Genomic DNA, 17,009 nt, shown 5'->3' with positions numbered 1-17,009 from the left:
CTGTTTGCTAACGCAGACAGGGGTTTTGTCGTTTAGGGACATGCCGTCCTGTCGAACCCCTGCCTAAGTCATCGAAGTGTCAAACCAGGTGTAGGACGGTGCTTTCATCAGTATTTCAATCCGGTCCTAAGCTTCAACGCTTGGTCCCATCTACTAGGAAGTGCATTCTTTCTCTTCGCGGCATCCGCAGCATCAATCGTCAATCCGTAGCTACCGCTTGTCGACTTCCTGCGCTAAAAGAGGATGCTGCCCACAAATTTCTAAGATTTATCTGCTCTTGGCCGAAAGCCTGATGAGCCATGCGTGCACTGAAATAGAGCGACCCAAGAGTCCGCTATCTTGTACATGGAATGTTCCACTCGGCACGCTCACCCCCCTTTGGCAAAAAGAAGTCGATGAAATGAATCTTAAGTTCAGTCATAAAATTTTGTTGGCCGCGTCAGGCGTTGTGGTTTTAGCCTTCGCATTATTCACGTTGTACAACGACTACCTACAGCGCAATACCATCCGGCAAAATCTGGCATCGTCCATTCAACAGTCCGGTGAACTCACCGCCAGCAGTGTGCAGAACTGGCTCAGTGGGCGCATTCTGGTGCTCGAAAACCTGGCGCAAAACGTTGCCCATCAGGGCAGTGGTGCTGATCTCCCTGGGCTGGTCGACCAGCCAGCGTTCACGTCGAATTTCCAGTTCACCTATGTCGGCCAAACCAATGGTGTATTCACCCAGCGTCCCGACGCGAAGATGCCTGACGGCTACGACCCGCGTCAGCGCCCTTGGTACAAGCAAGCAGTAGTGGCCGACAAAACCATGCTCACGCCTCCCTATATGGCGGCTGTGGGTGGGCAGATCGTGACGATCGCCATGCCAGTGAAGAAGAACGGCGAATTGCTGGGCGTTGTTGGTGGTGACCTGAGTCTGCAGACCCTGGTGAAGATCATCAACTCGGTCGACTTCGGCGGTATCGGCCATGCCTTCCTGGTGAGCGGCGATGGTCAGGTTATCGTCAGCCCAGACCAGGACCAAGTGATGAAAAACCTGAAGGACATCTACCCTGGCACCAACCTGCGTATCGAGAAAACCAACCAGGACGTAGTCCTCAATGGCCAGGATCGCATCCTTTCGTTCACCCCTATCACCGGCTTGCCGGGCGCAGACTGGTACATCGGTCTGTCGATCGACAAGGACAAAGCCTATGCGGCACTGGGCAAGTTCCGCACCTCGGCATTGATCGCGATGTTGATCGCTGTGATAGCTATCGCAGTGCTCTTGAGTCTGTTGATTCAGGTATTGCTGCGTCCGTTGACCACCATGGGCGTTGCCATGCAAGACATCGCCCAGGGCGAAGGCGATTTGACCCGCCGCCTCGACGTCACCAGCAAAGACGAGTTCGGTGAAGTCGGTAGTGCGTTCAACCAGTTCGTTGAGCGTATCCACGCCTCCATTTCCGAAGTGTCCTCGGCGACGCGTCAGGTGCATGACCTGTCTCAGCGCGTGATGGCCTCGTCCAACGCGTCGATCATCGGTTCCGACGAGCAGAGTGCGCGTACCAATAGCGTGGCTGCGGCGATCAATGAACTGGGCGCCGCCACCCAGGAGATCGCACGTAACGCTGCTGATGCTTCGCAGCATGCCAGTGGTGCCAGCGAGCAGGCTGACGATGGTCGCAAGGTCGTTGAGCAAACTATCCAGGCGATGTCGGAGCTGTCGCAGAAAATCAGCCTGTCCTGTACCCAGATCGAAACCTTGAATGCCAGCACCGACAACATCGGTCACATTCTTGATGTGATCAAAGGAATTTCTCAGCAGACCAACTTGCTGGCGCTGAACGCAGCGATCGAAGCCGCCCGCGCGGGTGAAGCCGGGCGTGGGTTCGCCGTGGTGGCGGACGAGGTACGTAACCTGGCGCACCGTACGCAAGAGTCAGCGGAAGAGATCCATAAAATGATCACCTCCCTGCAAGTGGGTTCACGTGAAGCCGTGACCACCATGAATGCCAGCCAGGTCTCCAGCGAAGAGAGCGTCGAAGTTGCCAACCAGGCGGGTGAGCGATTGGTCAGCGTGACGCAGCGGATCGTCGAGATCGACGGTATGAATCAATCGGTCGCTGCTGCCACCGAGGAGCAAACCGCCGTAGTTGAAACCCTCAATGTCGACATCAACCAGATCAATCTGCTTAACCAACAAGGTGTGGCCAACCTCAACGAAACGCTCAAGGATTGCGATGCGCTGTCCCAACAGGCGAGCCGATTGAAGCAATTGGTTGATAGCTTCAAGATCTGATCGTTGCGGTATCGGAGCGAGGCCACTCGCTCCGAGTGTTCAGCCAAGCATTCGGCGCACATTCTGCAACGCGCTGTCGGCGAACGCCTGCACGAACGCCTCAAACTCTACCTGGGTTGTTGCCAATGGCTCCCCCACAAGCGTCCAGGTTGCCCTGGAACTGTTTGCGCCGAGCGCTTGCACACTCATCGCTGCCCAGAATTGGGCGATGCCAAAGGTGTTGTAGAGGGTGGTCCATGTCATCGACATGGCCGCATCGTCTCGACTGTTGAGTTGCTCCACGACGCAGTGCCCATCGTCGAAAAATTTCGTGCGCAATGCACCCACGCCCGCGCCGGTCATCTCAATGCGCGACAGGCCTGGAATGAAGGCATCAAAGGCTGCGAAGTTGCCCACCAAGGTCCACAGGCGAGCTGCTTCGCAAGGGACAACGATGGAGGCCAGTATCGGTGTGCCGTTCGGGTTACGGATTAACGTATCGGGTTGTAGCGGTTTCATGAAGGTGTCCTGAAGCAATTCAGAGAAAGCCGGTGGCCCTGAGGTAGATGCAGCCCTTGCGTAGCAGTGCCGGGCTTTTTATCGGGTAGTGCGTGCCCATCTTTTCCACTCCCCAACGTGCGTTGTCGTGACTGATCATCGTCGTATCAGCAATGTCCTCACCCAGCGTGCCCAGATAGAAGCCCAGCACATCGAACAATGCGTTATCACGGCTTACCGCATGCAGTGACCGTTGCCACTGTTCAATGCTCACCCGTTCGAAAACGTGCCCAGCCAGACTGAACGCATCGAGATACTGATCCCAGCTCAAGGGTTGCGGGTTGTGCAGGTTGAAAACATTTCGCTCGGCGCAAAAACAGGAGCTGTGGAACGCTATGAAGCGGGCCAGGAAGTCCACGGGCATCAGATCGAAATGCACATCCAGCTGTGGGACCAGCCCCAGTTGCAGGGAACCCTTGAGCATCAACATCAATCGATTTTTCTGCGGCTGGCAGACGCCACTTCGACTGTTGAAACTGATGTTCCCCGGTCGATGGATATTTACCCAGGCGCCCTGCGCAACGGCGCGTCCCAGCACGCGTTCAGCGACCCACTTGGAGAGGTTGTAGCCATTTTTCATGTAGAGCGGCAGTGTATTTGCTGCACTGGTTTCGAGAACGTGCCCGTGGGCATCGATGCTGCTGCAGGCGGACAGCGTCGAGATGAAATTGAAGACCTTCTTGCAATGGGTTTCGCAGAGGCGCAGGCACTCGAAGATCGGCTCGACGTTGTCGTCGGCGAGTAAGGTGTAATCCATTACATGATTGACCTGGGCTGCGTTGTGCACCAACACTCCGTAACTGCGTGCGAGGTGGTCATAGACGTCGCAGGCGAGGCCCAGGCGAGGCAAGCGGATGTCTGCGGGGTACACCCGCACTCGGCTCAAGTCCAGATGATCCAGGCGATATTCTCGCATCGCCTGGGTGAACCGAGCGGCCGCCGAATTGCCAGGCAGCTCCCTGACCAGGCACGCGACTTCTTGTGCTCCGTTATCCAGCAGCGCCTGGACAATATGAATCCCGACAAAGCTGTTGGCCCCTGTGACAATCACCTTGCGCGGGTCACCCACACAGTCCCCCCGCAGCATCTCGACCCCCAGCGGCCTTGTCGCATCCTTCTCCATCGGGCCTGAGGTCGTCTCGGGCAATGCACAGCCCTCCATCAGCGCTGCAAGGGTACGGATCGTGGGGATTTCAAAGAATCGACCCAAGGAGGGACTGCGGCCAAACCGCTCGCGCAGACGCAACAAGAGGTTCGACAGAAGAATGGAGTGGCCACCCCGGTTGAAAAAACTGTCATCGATAGACAGCCCGTGCACAGGCAACTCTAATAACTCTGCCCACAGTTCCATCAACTGCGCTTGAAGAGGCGTTTGTGCTGCGTAATGAGTCACTTCTTGAGCGACGGGGGGCGGCAGCGCTCGTAATGCTTGGCGATCGATCTTGCCATTGTCTGAGCAGGGCATGCTTGGCAACTCGCTCCAGATAACGGGTTGCATATACTCGGGCAGCCACTGCCGCGCATGTTCCTTCAGGCTTGCCAGCGTGGCGCCGGGTTCCGGCTGGGCGGCAAAACCGATGATCTTGTGCATTGGTGTGACCACCACGGCCACTTGGCGGAACAGCCGGCTGTTACGCAGGCACTGTTCGATTTCCTGGGGCTCGACTCGAAAGCCACGGATCTTGATCTGGTCATCGCGGCGACCGCACAGCTCGATGCCACTGCGTGTCCATTTGGCCAGATCGCCGCTGCGGTAAGTCGCCAGCAACTGCCCGTTCGGCAATGTCAGCGTAACGAAAGGGGTGTCGGCTTGCGATGTTTCGTTGACGTAGCCCAGGCTCACGCCGGGGCCTGCGATGTACAGCTCGCCGACTACCTGCTCATCCACCGGACACAGGTTTTCGTCGAGGATCAGCACCTGGCTGTTGGCAATAGGACGGCCGATGTTGCGATAGCTGTCACCCGGCTGGAACGTCCGGTGGGTCACCAGTACCGTGGCTTCAGTGGGGCCGTAGAGGTTGTGCAATTGACACTGGCCTGCCAATCGCCCGATCACGTAGGGCTCGCAGAAGTCACCACCGGTGAGCACATGGGTAAGGCCCAAGGGTTGGTCCAGTGGCAGGATGCTGAGCAGTGCCGGCGGCAGAAACCCATGGGTGACACGGTGCTGACGCATCAACTCGGCCAGTTGCAGAGGATCAAGCCGTTGTTCTGCGCCAGGTACAATCAACTCGGCGCCAGCCATCAGGGCCGGAAAGATGTCGATCAGGGATGAATCGAAACCCAACGGCGAAAACTGCAGGACACGACTCTGCTCGTCCATCGTCACGCAGGCGCCGAGCCAGGTGGTGAAATGCGCCAGGTTGTGCTGGCTGAGCAACACGCCTTTTGGTCGACCGGTGGTGCCCGAGGTAAACAACGCCATGCAAGGTGCGTCTGCACAGGGCCGCTGGCGCATCAATGGTTGCGTCGAATCGCTGCTACCTGGGTCGATCCTGCTGACATCCAGTGCATCGAAACGGTCCCGTAGAGGGTGCCGACCATCCTCCAGCAGCACACGGGCCCCGATGCTTTCCAGCATGCTGTGTTGGCGTGGCACAGGATGATCGGGTGACAGGGGTAAATAAACTGCGCCGCATCCCAGCACCGCGAGAATGCTGGCGTAGAGTTCGACGGACTTTTCCAGGCACACACCGATTACCTGAGGCGCCTCACGGCTTCCCAGCAGCGGGAGCAATTGCTGCTGTATCGCCAAGGCATGTGCGTGAAGTTGGTGATAAGCCACCCTCTGTCCCGCGATATTCAGCGCAGGCCGATGGGCGTAGGCCTGAAGGCTCGCCTGCAACCGTTCGATCATCGGTACCTGGGCTGCCTGCATCAGTGCCGGCTGTGCGGTACGATTGAAGCGGTGTAGAAACGCTAAGGCTTCCAACTCTTGCAAGCCATGTTCGGGCCAGTCGCCAACCGTGACGGATGTGCAGAGATAGGCAGGGTCTCTCGCAAAGCCGCTGACCAGCTCGGCGACCCATTCCACCAGTGCGTTCGTTGCCTGCCGGCGTAGCCGCTGGCCGTTACCGCCAGGCTCCTCGGGAACATCATGCACGGCCAGCAAGCACCGCTCACGGTCATAACAGCGAAACTGGAGTGCAGGCAGACCGTGTTCGCCGATCGGGCCGATACCCACGCGCAGGCTCATCCGGGGTGCTTCGGCCAATGCAGTCGGCAGCGGTTGGCTACCGTCTTCAATCGCCAGGTCGACAGCCTCCATTCCGCCCGCGTGGCCGTACTGTTCCATCATCTGTTTAATCGCCTCAAGGGCTCTACCGGAGGCGCCCCATCCAATCGTCAAGCACCTCATGCCAAGCTCCCCGGCTGGGACAAATAGTCATTTAAAGCCTGGGCGACACTGGGGGTTTGCAGCACGCCGCTGTGATGTAGAAAGCTGACGATGTTGCCCACCAGGGGATGCTGGCGGGTAATGGGAAAGTCCATCGCGTCGATCTCATGACGCAGTATCAGACGAATGTCGGCACTGATGTCCAAGTGCTCGATCAAGTGCCGATCGAAGCCCTTCTGCAGATCGTTGGTCAGGTAATGCGCCAGGAAAACCGGCAGGATTTCAGCGATGCAGTCACGGTCCTCCGAGCTTGCCCCCTGCCAATAGAGGCGCACCAGCTGCGTCCAGAATTGCGCGTGGCGGCCCTCATCAATCAAGTGATCGGCCATCAAGCCACGGATGGATCGCTTGACGCTGTCGTCCCTGGAAAACGCCGCTACGTCCTGTGTCACGGTGTTCTCGGCAATGGCTACGACAATCAACTCCACGGCATCGTGCAGGTGCGCCGGAGCACGTGCCTGCGCTGCCGGCAGGGCGCGACTCAGCTCAATCTGCCCAGGTAGTTCGAGAGGCTGGATGCCCGTCATGTGCACGGCTTGTTGCAGGAAATCCAGCGCAACCAACGCGTGGTAATCCTCGTCTATCACGACGGTCATCGCGTCAATGCGACAGGCGGGTGGGAAAGGCTGCGAGAAGCGGTTTTTGGCAATGCTGCGGGCGATCTTGTCGACGATCTCGGTTTCGAAGATCACCACATCATTGATGAATTTGTAAAAGCTTTGCGCCAGCACGAAGTCGCGCCACTGCGGGCAGTGTTCAAGAAAGGTCTCGCTGAGTACCAATGGTTGGCGGCACGGGGGGTAGATCAATTTTTCGTCGTTTTCCAGCAGGCGTCGAGGGCGAGTGCGGATGGTTGCACGACGTTCCCAGTCTTCGGCAAAGGAGCGATAGCCAAGGGTATTCATGGGTGTACCTCCTGCATTGAGGTCCGCACATCGTTCCAAAACGGGATGCGGTTTTCCATGGCGCTGATTGCCGTACTTTCAGCTTGTCTCTGGCGCGTCGGTTCGGCGTCGATCAAGCGCTGGAGCAGCCGATGGGCTGCCGGGCCATGCCCCTGGCTGTCCATCTCGATGTGGCGGTTGAGGTAGTGATGAAAAGTGGGCGCCTCGCGCTCAATGAAGTCGTTGCCGCACGAAATGCGTTTGAACATCGACGGTATGACGCTTTCACGGCCGTGCAGGAAGGCGGCCGCCACACAATGGGTGGTGGCGTTCAAGGCGATCTGCAACGTGCTTTCAACAAAACGAGCGACACCCAGTGGCGCGGTGACCGCTTGCAAGGCTGCGCTTGCCTCCACTCCCTGATGTTGCAGGCCAATGAAGTGTGTGATCGCGAGCGTGCTGGCACCCACTTCGGCCATTGCACCCAGATACAGCTCGAAGTGGCTGCAGTAGCCGCGAGTTGGATGCTCGTCCGACTCCTCGCCCAATACGATTTCATTGATCAAGCGTGCGGCGTGTGGGTCGGAGGGTGGGAGCCAGGGTATCCCGGTGCAGGTCAGGTCCTGCTGCAAGCGTTTGGTCAGTGTCATGAAGTCCCAAACGGCAAATACATGGTGCTCCATAAAAGTTTGTAACTTGTTAATTGAAGTTATTTCCATGAATAACGGATGGCTGCACAACTGCAGTCTTTTTTGTTCAAGTAGATGTTGGTACATGGTTGACGCCTGTATTGCGAATGCTCTGAGCAGGGATAAGGATTTTTTAATTATTAAATAGGCAGGTAACGCTAAACCGGGTCGCGGATGCAGCGCCACCATTGATAGCGGTGTGCGCAGCCAATTGAGAGGTCGGTTCTATTGAGAAGAGATAATAAGCTGATTAAACGTTTGGGCGAGCTTATAAATGTATTAGATGTTTTTTCGAGAAATAACAATGAGGGGGAAGTATGGGTTTAAAAGGTCGGAAGTTTCTTTATTGTTGGTCGGCTTATTAAGAGTAGTCGGTTTTTTTAAGACCTGACCAATGCGGGACGCTCCAAGATAGGAGTTATCCCGCTAAGTAAAAGAGCCAGGGGAGCGGAGCGGGAAAGCCTTACAAGGCCCTTGTGTTGTCGGCGGTTTCCAGGCCATTGAGGTAGTTGGCGATCACTTCCATCCCGCGCATCAGGTGATTACGTAGCGTCAGGATGCTCTCGTCGATTTTTTTCTGTGCTACCAGGTTCAGCAGTTCCCGGTGATCTTCCTGGGAGGTCTCACCCAGCCCCATCGCCTCGAGATTGAAGCGCAGGAAGCGCTCCTCCTCGTTCAGCCCATGTTCGACCAGTTTGAGTAATCGCTGGTTGGGCGCCTTGCCATACAAGGCCATGTGGAACAGGCGGTTGAGGCGACCGATCTCGGTGTAGTCTTTTTCACGTTCCAGGGCATCAATGCAGGACTCGGCCTCTTCAATGTCGGCGTCAGTGAGCAAGGGAATCGACAAGCGCAACGCTTCGGACTCCAGCAACATGCGCAGGCCATAGGTTTCAGCCGAATTGTCCTCGATCAAGGGTGCAACCACGGCGCCTTTGTGGGTCACCACATGCAACAAAGACTGTGCCTCCAACTGGCGCAGGGCCTCACGCACGGGCATGCGGCTGACCCCGAACAGACTCGCCAGTTCTTGCTGGCGCATAGCCGTGCCACAGGGCAATCGCCCATCGAGAATAGCGTTTCGTAACGTTTCTTCAATAATGGAGCGTGCAAGATGGGCGGGAATAGGCCCGCTGATTTTGATGCTGCTTAAAGGGTTCGGCTTCTGCGTCACGGTTACGCTATCCTCCTTTCTTGAATAGGGTGTGCTTGAATAGAGCGTGTTTAATTGGATCCAAAGCACACTAAAGATGGGTCGCACACTTGTCAAACAACCAAAGTTTCCGTTTGTAAGGGCTTACAGGAAGTACTTTGTGCATCCCACAAAGGGCGGTTATAAACGCGGCCACTCCATGAATGATTGCACTATGCCATTGTTTTTTCCGGGTCAAGGCTTCACCATCCCTTGAAATTCCGTCTCTCTTCACGGACTGAACGCCTTGGCGGTAAGTTTTATTTCTTCTCGAATCCTGAGCTGGCTGTTTTCAGCGCTATTGTTGGCCGGCTTGATGCTTGGCGGGCTGCATGCCGATTGGGATTTTTCCCAGATCAGCCGCAAAGCCACCGCCTTGTACGGCCCGTTGGGCAAGGGCCAGCAACGCATCGACGACTGGCAGCAACTGCTGGCGACGCAAAAACAAGTCAGCGAGCAGGAGCAGCTCAAGGTCGTCAACCTGTTCTTCAACCAGCACATGACCTACACGGAAGACATCGACCTGTGGCATGTGGAGGATTATTGGGAGACGCCCATCGAGGCCTTATGGAAAGGTGCCGGCGATTGTGAAGACTATGCCATCGCCAAGTATTTCAGCCTGCGTCACCTGGGCGTCTCCAGCGACAAATTGCGCATTACCTACGTCAAGGCCTTGCGTCAGAATCGCGCTCATATGGTCCTGACCTACTATCCGACCCCCGACGCTATCCCGTTGGTGCTCGACAGTCTGATGGACGAGATTTTGCCGGCAACCCGCCGTACCGATTTGCTCCCGGTGTACTCATTCAACGCCGAGGGGCTGTACTTGCCGGGTGCCAAGGGCAACAAGAAAGTCGGCGATACCAAACGCTTGTCACGCTGGCAGGATGTGTTGAGAAAAATGCGTGCGGAAGGCTTCCCAGCCGAGCCTGCCAACTAGGAGTAACTGATCGGTGTCTTTGTTCAAACAACTGTTGATCGCAATCTGTCTGTTCCTGGTCGTCGCCTTCAGCGGCAGCTTCATGGTCAGCCTGGAAAGTTCGCGCACGCAATACGTCAACCAGTTGCGCTCCCACGCACAGGATGCGGCGACGGCATTGGCGCTGTCGCTGACGCCCAATATCGACGATCCGGCCATGGTGGAGCTGCTGGTCAGTTCGATCTTCGACAGTGGCTATTACGCGAGCATCCGAGTGGTGGACCTGGCAACCGACAAGACCATCGTCGAGCGTAGCGGCATCCCCGACAACAATGGCGTGCCCGACTGGTTCGTCAAGTTGATCGGCCTGGAACCGGCCGGTGGCGACGCGTTGATCAGTCGTGGCTGGGAGCAGGCGGCGCGTGTGGAGGTGGTCAGCCACCCGATGTTCGCCCTGGCCAAAATCTGGCAGAGCACCCTCGGCAGCCTCGGCTGGCTGCTGCTGTGCGGCGCGGTCAGTGCGGTGCTCGGTGCGCTGCTGCTACGGCGGCAATTGAAACCGTTGGACTACATGGTCAAGCAGTCCCATGCTATCGCCCGCCGCGAATTCCTCAGCCTGCCTGACCTACCGCGCACACCGGAACTGCGGCGCGTGGTACAGGCCATGAACCAGATGGTGGAAAAGCTCAAGGCCCTGTTCCAGGAGCAGGCCGAACGCAGCGAAAAATTGCGCACCGAATCCTATCAGGACAACCTTACCGGCCTGGCCAACCGTCGCTACTTCGAGATGCAGCTCAACGCTCGCGTCAGCAACCCGGAAGACACCAACTCCGGCTATCTACTGCTGTTGCGGGTCAAGGACCTGGCCGGTCTCAACCAGCGCTTGGGTGGCCAGCGCACTGACCAGTTGTTGCAAGCGGTCGGCCAGCAACTGCTGCGCCAGTGCGAGCCATACCCGGAAACCCATAACCTCGTCACTCGTATACGCGGTGGAGAGTTTGCCGTGCTGGCGCCGGGGCTGATGCGTGAAGAGGCGCTGCAACTGGCGCAAAACCTCGAAAGCACCTTGCAAAGCTTGCAAGCCACCGGCGCCAGCGATGTTACGCCGGTCGCTTATATGGGCCTGGCACCGTTCAACCATGGTGACGCCCCTCAGGCGCTACTGGCTTTGGCTGACCAGGCGCTGGCACAGGCTGAAGGGCAGGGGGATTCCAGTTGGGTATGCCTCGACCATAGCGTCGCCGCCAGCGTCGGTGACGATCACCATGCCTGGCACACGTTGTTGGACCAGGCTCTGACGCAGCAGCGTTTCGAGTTGTATTTCCAGCCGGTGGTTGCCAGCCAGGACCCGCAGTTAGTGTTGCACTACAAAGTGCTGTCGCGCCTGCAGGATGAAGACGGTCATACGATACCCGCCGGGCGTTTCCTGCCGTGGCTTGAACGCTTCGGCTGGACGTCCCGCCTGGACCGCCTGATGCTCGAGCAGGTGCTCAAGCAGATGGCCAGCCATACCTGTAGCCTGGCGCTGAACCTCTCGGCCGCGACCTTGCAAGACGCCCAGGCGCTGAATCGGATTATTGAGTTGCTACGTCAGCACAGCAACCTGGGCCCGCGCCTGACCCTGGAGATCGGTGAAGAACAGTTGCCGGAGCAGGCCCTGCTGGAGCAGTTGACCCAGCGCCTGCGCGAGCTGGGCTTCTCCTTGAGCCTGCAGCGTTTTGGCGGTCGCTTCAGCATGATCGGCAACCTGGCGCGCCTGGGCCTGGCATACCTGAAGATCGACGGCAGCTACATCCGCGCCATTGATCAGGAAAGCGACAAGCGCCTGTTTATCGAGGCGATCCAGCGCGCGGCCCACAGCATCGACTTGCCGTTGATTGCCGAGCGGGTGGAGACCGAAGGCGAGTTGAAGGTGATTCGCGAGATGGGGATTTTCGGCGTGCAGGGCCAGTTGTTTGGCGAGCCGGCACCGTGGAAATAACGCAGATCTAATAGGCGTGCGGGCTTGCTCGCGAATGCGCCAGGTCGGTCAACCTATCCGGTGACTGACACACCGTATGCGCGAGCAAGCCTATAGTCTGTTTCAAGCCCGGCTCAGAAATCAGATCAGCCCAGTCTCTTCATCATTGATCAAATGACTCAGCCCACCCAGCGCCTCCCGCGCGTGAGTACGGTCGATCAGTTTTGCCTGGGCTGCGGGTGGCAGGTCAGTCACGCTGATGATGCCTTTGCGGGTCAGCACCTGGATCAAGTCGTCGAGCACCCGGATCATCTCCAGGTCACTCTGCTTGAGCTGCGCAAGGCTGGTTTCCACCACTTCGTTGGCGTACCAGGCCTGGATCTCATGGTGATCGGCCGGCAGGGTTTCGGTCGATTCGGCAAAGGCGCTAGCCTCCACGCGACTCAGCGCGCCCTGCGCATCACGTTGCACATAAAACATAAGAACCCCTCGAAAATGAACCGCACGCCGTCACCAGCATAGGCCAACGGTGTGTTGATAGGCACGAGTATGCGATGCAACCGCCTGTCAGGGCCAGCAACGAAATCGGCCGCCCCGGGGGGCGGCCGACATTCGACGCTTAGGCGGTGTGGTCGATTTTGATGGTCGGGTCAGCACCCGAGATCAGCGAGTTGATGTTGGTGTGGGACCAATCGTTGCCTTCCAGCTTGATCGTCACATCAGCATTGGCCAGGCCGCCCGCGGCATTGAGCTTGCCTTCACTGCTCACTTGCAGGGTCGACACGCCGTCTACCGTGGTGATCTTCAGGTAGTTGTCGATGGTGCTGTCCGTCTCACCTTTCAATAGATCCCGCAGATCAATCTTGTCACCGTCCGAGACCTTGAAGTCCTTGATCACGTCGTTGCCCAAATCACCGGCTTTCCACACGAAGGTGTCGGCACCCGATCCGCCGATCAGGATGTCATTGCCTGGCCCGCCGATCAGCGTGTCGTTACCTGTGCCGCCCAGCAGGATGTCATTGCCTTTGCCGCCGTCCAGGTAGTCGTTACCGCCCTGGCCGAACAGGATGTCATCGCCTGCGCCGCCCAGCAGGGTGTCGTTGCCGTCTTTGGCGCCAGACACGTCGAAGTCGGCGTAGTGCTCGGTCACGTATTGGTGCACGTTCGAGGTGGTCACTGCCGTTACGGCTACGCCGGTTTTCTGCGCCACAAAGGCTTGCAGTGCGTTATAGCCTTCACCGGTAATCCCGCTGAAACTCACCAGGTCGCCGAAGATAATATCGTTGCCGTCACCGCCGTTTACAGTGTCGGCGCCAGGCAGCGTGGCCTCGGTGTGACCGAGGATCGCATTGGCCAGATCCTTCGGATCAATGTTGCTTTGCGGCTTGCCATCGCTGTCGTACGGCTTGAGGTCGTTGAGGCTGACATCACCGTTGATACCGATCGCTTCCACCTGCGACAACCCACCCAGGAGGGCGAATGCGCTTTTGGCGTTGCTCAGCGTCGCCGAATCGGTGCTGTAGCCTGTACCGTTCAGGTTCGACAACTCGTAGGTGCCGTCACCCTGGGCGTGAAGGGTGCCCAGATTATTAGCGACCCACCAGTAGCCATTCCAGGTTTGCAATTGAGCCGCGCCCGAGGTGTCGATACTGAAGTAGTGGGTGTTATCCAGGTACTTGCCGAACGATGTCCCCAGGGTGTAGTTGGTCGTCGTCACCAAATCGTCGAGCTTGGTGTTGTAGATCGTCGGGTTGGTTTGCTCGCCGCTCTGGTAGTACGTCGGCTGGCCGTCGGTGATGAAGTAGGTCAGGTTGGTAGCGCCGGTGTTGCCGGTCGCCAGGCCGCTCTGGAAGAAGTTTGCCGTGGTTTTGAACACGTCTTCATAGTTGGTGCCGCCACCCGACGTCATCGAGTCCAGTACCGACTTGAGCACGGTCAGCGCATTCGGATCGTTGAGGTTGATCGCGACCGACTTGTTCACCTGTGTATCGAAGTCTGCCAGGAAGATATTCACCGTGCCCGACGTGTTGGCGCCCAGGCTGTTTTTGAGCGAGTTGAATACCGAGGTCAGAGAGTCCTTCGCCGCGTTGATCGAAGCGGTGCTCATGCTGCCTGAACTGTCCACCATGAATGCGATGTTGTAGTTCTTGCCCTGCACCACGTTCAGGCCCCCGATGTCGGAAACTATGATGTCGTTGCCATCGGTGCCGGTGAGGGTGTCGCTGCCCGAGGTGCCGGTAGTGGCGCTGTAAGTCGCCGGGTACACGGTGACCGGCAATTGCGCGGTGGTGGTCGCAGAACCACCGAGGCTTTCGGTGGAGGTCGAAGTGACCGTCAGGTTGAACTGGCCGCTGTAGTAGGTCGGTGGCTTGATAGTCAGGGTGTTCAGGTCCCAACCGTTCACGTTCACTTCGCCCACGGTCTTGGTCGCGGTGAAGGTATGCCCGGCTGCATCGGTGAGGACGGAGCCGGCCGGTACGCCGCCGATCTTCACGCTCAGGGTTTCCGAACCGTCGGTGTCGGTCAGTGCGGTGGTGACTTTGGACAGCTTCACGGTGCCGTTTTCCTGGCCCTCGTTGAGCTTGTAGCCCACGTAGTAACCGTCGCCGTTGCTGCCATGCAGGTCGGATACGGTCACGCCGGCGTTGGTCAGGTCGGTCACGCCGGTGTAAAGCGGCACGCCGCTGGTGCTCAGGTCCTGGACCGGTCCGCCATTCACCGACAGGTTGACGTCATAGCTGCCAGGGCCGGACTGGTTGGCGTGGTAGATCTCGAGGCTGTAATAACCACTCACTGTCGGGGTGATCGAGCCGCTGAACTTGCCGCTGTTATTGCCCCACTGAGCGCTGGCCACGTCTTTGCCGCCGACGTTGATCACCAGGCTGTCATCGCCGGTACCACTGAAGGTGTAGGTCTTGCCGGCTTCCATGTACATCAGGCCGGAAATCTTCGAGCCGCTGCCTGCCGCGACATTGGCGGTGGATTCGACGTTGGTCACGACCCCGCTGCTGTTTGGCGTGCCGGCGTTATCAATGGCGTTTTTCAGGTCGGCCGGTGCTGCGCCGTTGCCGTTGGTGCCGATACCGGGAACGCTGTTCCAGCTTTGCTTGAGCAAGCCGATCGAATTGACGTTGTTGTCGGCCACATTCAGGGTCGGAGCATCGGCCACCGGGGTGATGTCGACTTTCACCATGGCACTGTTGCCAAGGTCCTTGCCGTCGGTAGGTTGGAACTTGAACTGCGCGTAATCCGCCTGCTTGTTACCCACGCCGGTGCCACCATAACCGTCGGCGCCGGACTCATTGGCGTTCGGCATAAAGCGCAACTGGCCGCCGTCGATCTGGGTTTTGGTGAAGGTCTGGCCCGCGGTCACGTTGGTCCAGGTAGTGCCATCCGCCGCCAGATACTGCAGCTTGCCGGCCACTGGCAGGTCGGTGATTTTCACGCCGAGGCTGCTTTGTGGGGAGTCCACGTCGGTCACGCCGAAGTTGGCCCAGGTCAGTGCCAGCGGCGTGTCTTCGGTGCCGGTGACGGCACTGCCGGTAGCCACCGGTGGATCGTTGACCGCCACCACATTGACGGTGGTGGTAGCCACGTTGGAGTAATTGCCGCCATCGGTCACGGTGACAGTAATGGTCCGCGGCGTGGTGCTTGGGTCGTGGCTGCTGTTGGTGAACGTAATGTTCTGGATACGCTGCATGTAGTCAGCCAGCGTAGCGCTGCCCGACAGCGTCAGGGTGATGGTGCCCGTCTGGTTGTTGGTGCTGACGTTAATGCCATTCACGCTGTTGCCCAGGTTCAGTGCATCGCCGACCTGTGCGTTGGTGAGGGTAATGGTCGCGCCGGTCAGCATCGTGCTGTCCGAGTCGGTGATCTTGATATCCGTGTCGGCAATCGACACGCCCGGCCCGGCGGTACCTTCGGTGAAGGTCGTCTTGTAGTCGGCACCGGTAGCGCCGCTGGAGTTGTTGGCATCCAGGTCGATGACTGGCGGCGCATCGTTGTCGATGATGTTGGTGCTGACACTGCCCTTATCGACCACCAGGTTCTCGAAGTTGCCGCCGGTGGTCTTGTCGATGGTGATGACAATCTGCTCGGTCGGCTCGGTGATCTTGTCATCGAGAGTACGGATATCAAATGGCACGCTGCTGGAGCCGGCAGGGATCTTCACCGTGTACACGCCGTTGAAGTCCGAGCCATCGGTGGCGGTGCCGCTGTACTTGAGCGTTACGGTCACATCGGTTTGCGCCGGGTTGCTCAGCGTCAGGGTGTAGTGCGCGGTGCCGCCTTCAGTCACTGACGCGTCGCCAGCGATGCTGATGGTGGTGTTGTTGACCACATCGGTGACTTTGGTGACCACGGTGCTACCGTCGACGATCAGGTGTTCGTACTTGTCGCCGCCGCTGACCACGCCAGTGATCTTATTGCTGACGTCGTTGGCGCCCGTGTACACATCGTTGGGCGCAGTGGCGGTAATGACGCCGCTGGACTTGCCGTTGCCGATAGTAATGGTCGAGCCGTTATCCAGCTTCACCACCAGGTCGGAGCCGACGTTGTTGACCGCCACACCGTTCTTGTCGACCAGCGACGCGGTGTAGACGATTTGCCCGCCTTCGCTGGTAGAACCGGTGGCCTTGAGCGACACAGTCACATCATCGATCGTATCGTTGATGGTGGTGGTTGCGCCGCCCGGTGTGATGCTCACACCCTCAAAGTTACCGCCGGTGGTGCCGGTAATTTTGACGGTTTGCGTGCTCTTATCGATAAACACGTCATCGCTTGGCGCCGGGACGGTCACCGTCCCGACAGTTGCACCTTGCTTGATGGTGATGCTCGAGCCGTTATCGAGCTGGATCACCATGTCACTGCCGGCCTTGTTGCTCAAGGTGGCGGTGTAGGTGATCTGGCCACCTTCGTTGACCGCGCTCGGCGCCGTCAGCGTAACGGTGGTGAGATCGGTTGTGCCTGGGGTGTCGGTGACGGTGGTGTTTACCGGCGTAGTGCCTGGTACCAGGTTTTCAAAATGCTCGCCGCCAGTGACGCCCTTGATGGCGGTGGTGACGGTCTGGTCGCCTTTGTAGACGTCGTTCGGCGCCACAGTGGTGACGCTGCCGCTCGACTGGTTCACACCGATGGTGATGGTCTTGCCA

Annotated in this window: 9 protein-coding genes and 1 pseudogene; 3 read left to right on the top strand and 7 right to left on the bottom strand. The window is 58.3% G+C overall.

Annotation, left to right across the window (positions count from 1 at the left end; genetic code table 11):
- Positions 1-400: 400 nt before the first annotated feature.
- Positions 401-2,281 carry a methyl-accepting chemotaxis protein gene (locus M5B97_RS27460; RefSeq protein WP_134661326.1) on the top strand — a complete coding sequence of 627 codons (1,881 nt, stop codon included), beginning with the start codon at positions 401-403 and terminating at the stop codon, positions 2,279-2,281.
- Positions 2,282-2,320: 39 nt separating this feature from the next.
- Here the strand turns inward: M5B97_RS27460 and M5B97_RS27455 are convergent, their stop codons facing one another.
- From M5B97_RS27455 to M5B97_RS27435, 5 genes are all read right to left on the bottom strand, one after another.
- Positions 2,321-2,779 (bottom strand): SRPBCC family protein, encoded by a 459-nt coding sequence (locus tag M5B97_RS27455; RefSeq protein ID WP_123717518.1) that lies wholly within the window; start codon positions 2,777-2,779, stop codon positions 2,321-2,323.
- Positions 2,780-2,798: 19 nt separating this feature from the next.
- Positions 2,799-6,176, bottom strand: coding sequence for an amino acid adenylation domain-containing protein (locus tag M5B97_RS27450; RefSeq protein WP_248733225.1), 3,378 nt, complete (start codon positions 6,174-6,176; stop codon positions 2,799-2,801).
- Complete coding sequence (locus M5B97_RS27445; protein ID WP_248733224.1) at positions 6,173-7,120, bottom strand: diiron oxygenase; 948 nt, start codon at positions 7,118-7,120, stop codon at positions 6,173-6,175. Before M5B97_RS27445 ends, M5B97_RS27450 begins: the two co-directional genes overlap by 4 nt.
- Positions 7,117-7,875 (bottom strand): DUF3050 domain-containing protein, encoded by a 759-nt coding sequence (locus M5B97_RS27440; protein ID WP_248733226.1) that lies wholly within the window; start codon positions 7,873-7,875, stop codon positions 7,117-7,119. The genes M5B97_RS27445 and M5B97_RS27440 overlap by 4 nt, the downstream gene beginning before the upstream one ends.
- A 376-nt stretch (positions 7,876-8,251) precedes the next feature.
- Positions 8,252-8,962 carry a GntR family transcriptional regulator gene (locus tag M5B97_RS27435; RefSeq protein ID WP_248733223.1) on the bottom strand — a complete coding sequence of 237 codons (711 nt, stop codon included), beginning with the start codon at positions 8,960-8,962 and terminating at the stop codon, positions 8,252-8,254.
- A 265-nt stretch (positions 8,963-9,227) separates the two neighbouring features.
- Between M5B97_RS27435 and lapG the strand changes: the two genes are divergently transcribed.
- Together lapG and lapD are read left to right on the top strand one after the other, a co-directional pair.
- Positions 9,228-9,920, top strand: coding sequence for a cysteine protease LapG (gene lapG, locus M5B97_RS27430; protein ID WP_248733222.1), 693 nt, complete (start codon positions 9,228-9,230; stop codon positions 9,918-9,920).
- Positions 9,921-9,933: 13 nt separating this feature from the next.
- Positions 9,934-11,880, top strand: a complete 1,947-nt coding sequence (gene lapD, locus M5B97_RS27425; RefSeq protein WP_248733221.1) for a cyclic di-GMP receptor LapD — start codon at positions 9,934-9,936, stop codon at positions 11,878-11,880.
- A gap of 120 nt (positions 11,881-12,000) precedes the next feature.
- On the opposite strand, the gene M5B97_RS27420 is transcribed toward lapD, so the two are convergent.
- The gene (locus tag M5B97_RS27420) at positions 12,001-12,339 is read right to left on the bottom strand and encodes a tryptophan synthase subunit beta (protein ID WP_123717512.1); all 339 of its coding nucleotides are present in this window, start codon (positions 12,337-12,339) and stop codon (positions 12,001-12,003) included.
- A gap of 139 nt (positions 12,340-12,478) precedes the next feature.
- Positions 12,479-17,009 (bottom strand): annotated as a pseudogene (locus M5B97_RS27415) (LapA family giant adhesin); the annotation flags it as partial.

The organism is Pseudomonas sp. MWU13-2517 (assembly GCF_023242545.1).
Taxonomy (GTDB): domain Bacteria; phylum Pseudomonadota; class Gammaproteobacteria; order Pseudomonadales; family Pseudomonadaceae; genus Aquipseudomonas.
Note: the sequence above shows the minus strand (reverse complement) of the source record. Positions and strands in the feature narration are given on the sequence as shown.

Coding starts and splice junctions, on each gene's coding strand:
- M5B97_RS27445 (WP_248733224.1), bottom strand. CDS start 7,120: ATGAATACCCTTGGCTATCGCTCCTTTGCCGAAGACTGGGAACGTCGT.
- M5B97_RS27455 (WP_123717518.1), bottom strand. CDS start 2,779: ATGAAACCGCTACAACCCGATACGTTAATCCGTAACCCGAACGGCACA.
- M5B97_RS27420 (WP_123717512.1), bottom strand. CDS start 12,339: ATGTTTTATGTGCAACGTGATGCGCAGGGCGCGCTGAGTCGCGTGGAG.
- M5B97_RS27440 (WP_248733226.1), bottom strand. CDS start 7,875: ATGTACCAACATCTACTTGAACAAAAAAGACTGCAGTTGTGCAGCCAT.
- M5B97_RS27460 (WP_134661326.1), top strand. CDS start 401: ATGAATCTTAAGTTCAGTCATAAAATTTTGTTGGCCGCGTCAGGCGTT.
- M5B97_RS27450 (WP_248733225.1), bottom strand. CDS start 6,176: ATGAGGTGCTTGACGATTGGATGGGGCGCCTCCGGTAGAGCCCTTGAG.